This is a genomic window from Streptomyces sp. MBT65, from assembly GCF_016612545.1.
Lineage (GTDB): Bacteria > Actinomycetota > Actinomycetes > Streptomycetales > Streptomycetaceae > Streptomyces.
Genome location: NZ_JAENRY010000557.1, coordinates 1 through 2,666 on the forward strand (window position 1 = coordinate 1; position 2,666 = coordinate 2,666).

A 2,666-nucleotide genomic window follows, 5' to 3' on the forward strand; every position below is an offset into this window, starting at 1 on the left:
CGCTCGCGCCGGCGGCCCCGCCTCGGCCACGTCCGGGCCGCAATCCGTAGTCCGAAAGGAGTTGTTGACCATGAGGGAAGCCCGTGAGGCCTTCCGCCGTTTCTGGCCGCTGACCCGCGGTGACCGCAAGTGGCTCGCGGTGATCATCACCTGCGTCATCGTGTCGGCGCTCGCCGAGACCGCCGCGATCCTGCTCTTCGCGGAGCTCACCGACAACGCCCTCAAGGCCGGTTCGCTGTCCGAGTTCTGGGGCCCGGCCGCCGCCTGGCTCGGCGTCGCGATACTGGGCGCGCTCGTCGGCTACTTCGGCAACTCCCTCGCCACCTGGACCGCCGAACGCTTCGTCCTGCGCCTGCGTGCGAACGTCTTCCGCCATGTCCAGGACCTCCCGCCCCACTTCTTCCAGAAGCACCGCCAGGGCGACCTGGTCGAACGTCTCACCGGAGACGTCGAGGCCATCGAGCAGATGGTCGTGTCCGGCGTGGTCGGCACCATCTCGGCGGCCTTCTCCGCGGTCTTCTACGCCTGCGCGGCCCTGTACCTCCGCTGGGACCTGGCCCTGGCCACCTTCGTCCTGGCCCCCCTCTTCCTCCTGGCCGCCCGCCGCTTCTCCGGCCGTATCAAGCAGGCCTCGCAGGACGAGCGGACAGCGGACGGCGCGATCACGTCGGTGGTCGAGGAGTCCCTCGGCAACGTGGTCCTCACCCAGGCGTACAACCGCCGCCGCGACGAGGAGAAGCGCCTCGACATCGAGGCCCGCGCATGGATGAAGGCATCGGTCCGCGGCGCCCGCCTCAGCGAGATGTACGAGCAGTTCGTGGAGGTCGTGGAGACCCTCTGCGTGCTGGCGGTCATCGGCCTCGGCGTCTGGGAGATCTCGGCCGACCGTATGACCCTCGGCGCACTCCTCGCCTTCGCCGCCTTCATCGGCTACCTCTACCCCCCGGTCCGCAACCTCGGCCAGCTCGGCCTCACCCTCACCGCCGCCACCGCCGGCGCGGCCCGCATCAACGAGATCCTGGACGCCACCCCGTCCGTCGGCAACCCCCACGAACCCGTCCCCGCCTGGCCCGTCCACGGCTGGGTCAGCTTCCACGGCGTGACGTTCCGCTACCCCGGCGCGGCACGCGACTCGGTGAACGACGTCACGTTCAGGGCGGGCCCCGGCGAACTGGTGATCGTCACGGGGGAGAGCGGAGCAGGCAAGTCCACGCTCTCCAAACTCCTCACCCGCTTCTACGACCCCTCCGGCGGCGTGATCTGCCTGGACGGCGTCCCCCTCCGCGACGTACCCCTCGAATTCCTGCGGGAGAACGTGGCGTTGCTGCCCCAGCAGACCCTGATCCTCAACGGCACGATCCGCGAGAACATCGAGTGCGGACGCCCCGGCGCGAGCGACGAGGAGATCGAGCGAGCGGCACGGGCGGCGGCGGCCCACGACTTCATCACCGCACTGCCCGAGTCCTACGACACGGAGATCGCCCCCGGCACGGCGGCACTCTCCGGCGGCCAGCTCCAACGGGTCGCGATCGCCCGGGCGATGCTCCGCGAGGCCCCGGTCCTGGTCCTGGACGAACCGACGGCCGGCCTCGACTCGGTGGCCGCCCGCCAGGTGATCGGGCCGCTGCGCCGCCTGATGTCCGGCCGTACGACCATCATGATCACCCACGACCTGAGCCTGGCCCCGGACGCGGACCGCATCCTGGTGGTGGACGGTGGACGCCTGGTCGAGACGGGAACCCACGCGGAGCTGGTGTCAAGGGGCGGCGCGTACGCGCGACTTGCGGGCCCGCTCCCAGAGATGGCGATCACCGGAACGGGAACGGGACGGCACCGCGCGGAGGACACGATGATCCTGCGCCAAGTCCCGGACGAGACAATGATTTTGCGGCTCCCGAAGCCGAAGAGGTAGATCAGCCCAGGGGAGTTGCCCGGAGGCTGTACCCGAGTCCCCGTACGGTGTGGATGAGCCGCGGTTCGCCGCGGCTCTCCAGTTTCCGGCGCAGGTACATGACGTAGACGTCGAGGGTGTTGGACGCGGGCTCGAAGTCGAACCCCCAGACGTGCCGGTGTATGCGGGACCGGGTGAGGGCGGTGCCCGGATGGCGGAGCAGGTACTCCAGCAACAGGAACTCGGTCCGGGTGAGTTCGAGCGGCCGCCCGCCACGGGTGACGACCCGGGTGGGCAGATCCATGACGAGATCACCGAACACCAGCTGTTCGAGCGCGGCCGGGGTATCGGGACGTGGCTCGGGCCGGGCACCGCGCCGCAGCAACGCCCGTACCCGCGCGAGGAGTTCCTCGATGGCGAACGGCTTGCTGAGGTAGTCGTCGGCACCGTTGTCGAGGGCGACGATCCGGTCGCCGACCGCGTCCCGCCCGGTGATCATCAGGATCGGCACGGTGCACCCGGAGGCCCGGATCCGCCGCGTGGCGGCGAGCCCGTCCAACTCCGGCATGGTGACGTCCATCAGCACGAGATCGGGCGCGGCGGCCTCGTCGGACAGACCGAGCAGGTCGAGAGCGGTACGCCCGTCCCCCGCGAGGACGGTCTCGTACCCCTCGAACCTGAGCAGCCGCCCGAGCCCTTCCCGTACGTCCACGTCGTCGTCGGCCAGCAGGATCTTCCGCGCCATTCGAACACGGTGGGGCGGGGGGCTGTGGTG

Annotated in this window: 2 protein-coding genes; one reads left to right on the plus strand and one right to left on the minus strand. The window is 70.2% G+C overall.

Annotated features, from left to right (window positions below; genetic code table 11):
• The first annotated feature begins 70 nt into the window (after positions 1 to 70).
• A complete protein-coding gene (locus JHN63_RS50215) occupies positions 71 to 1,912 on the plus strand; it encodes an ABC transporter ATP-binding protein (RefSeq protein ID WP_200691812.1) in 1,842 nt (613 codons plus the stop codon).
• A gap of 1 nt (position 1,913) precedes the next feature.
• On the opposite strand, the gene JHN63_RS50220 is transcribed toward JHN63_RS50215, so the two are convergent.
• Complete coding sequence (locus JHN63_RS50220) at positions 1,914 to 2,636, minus strand: response regulator transcription factor (RefSeq protein ID WP_200691813.1); 723 nt, start codon at positions 2,634 to 2,636, stop codon at positions 1,914 to 1,916.
• Positions 2,637 to 2,666 lie beyond the last annotated feature (30 nt).

Excerpts from the sequence above, each read along its gene's own strand:
- JHN63_RS50215 (WP_200691812.1), top strand. The coding sequence starts at position 71 with ATGAGGGAAGCCCGTGAGGCCTTCCGCCGTTTCTGGCCGCTGACCCGC.
- JHN63_RS50220 (WP_200691813.1), bottom strand. The coding sequence starts at position 2,636 with ATGGCGCGGAAGATCCTGCTGGCCGACGACGACGTGGACGTACGGGAA.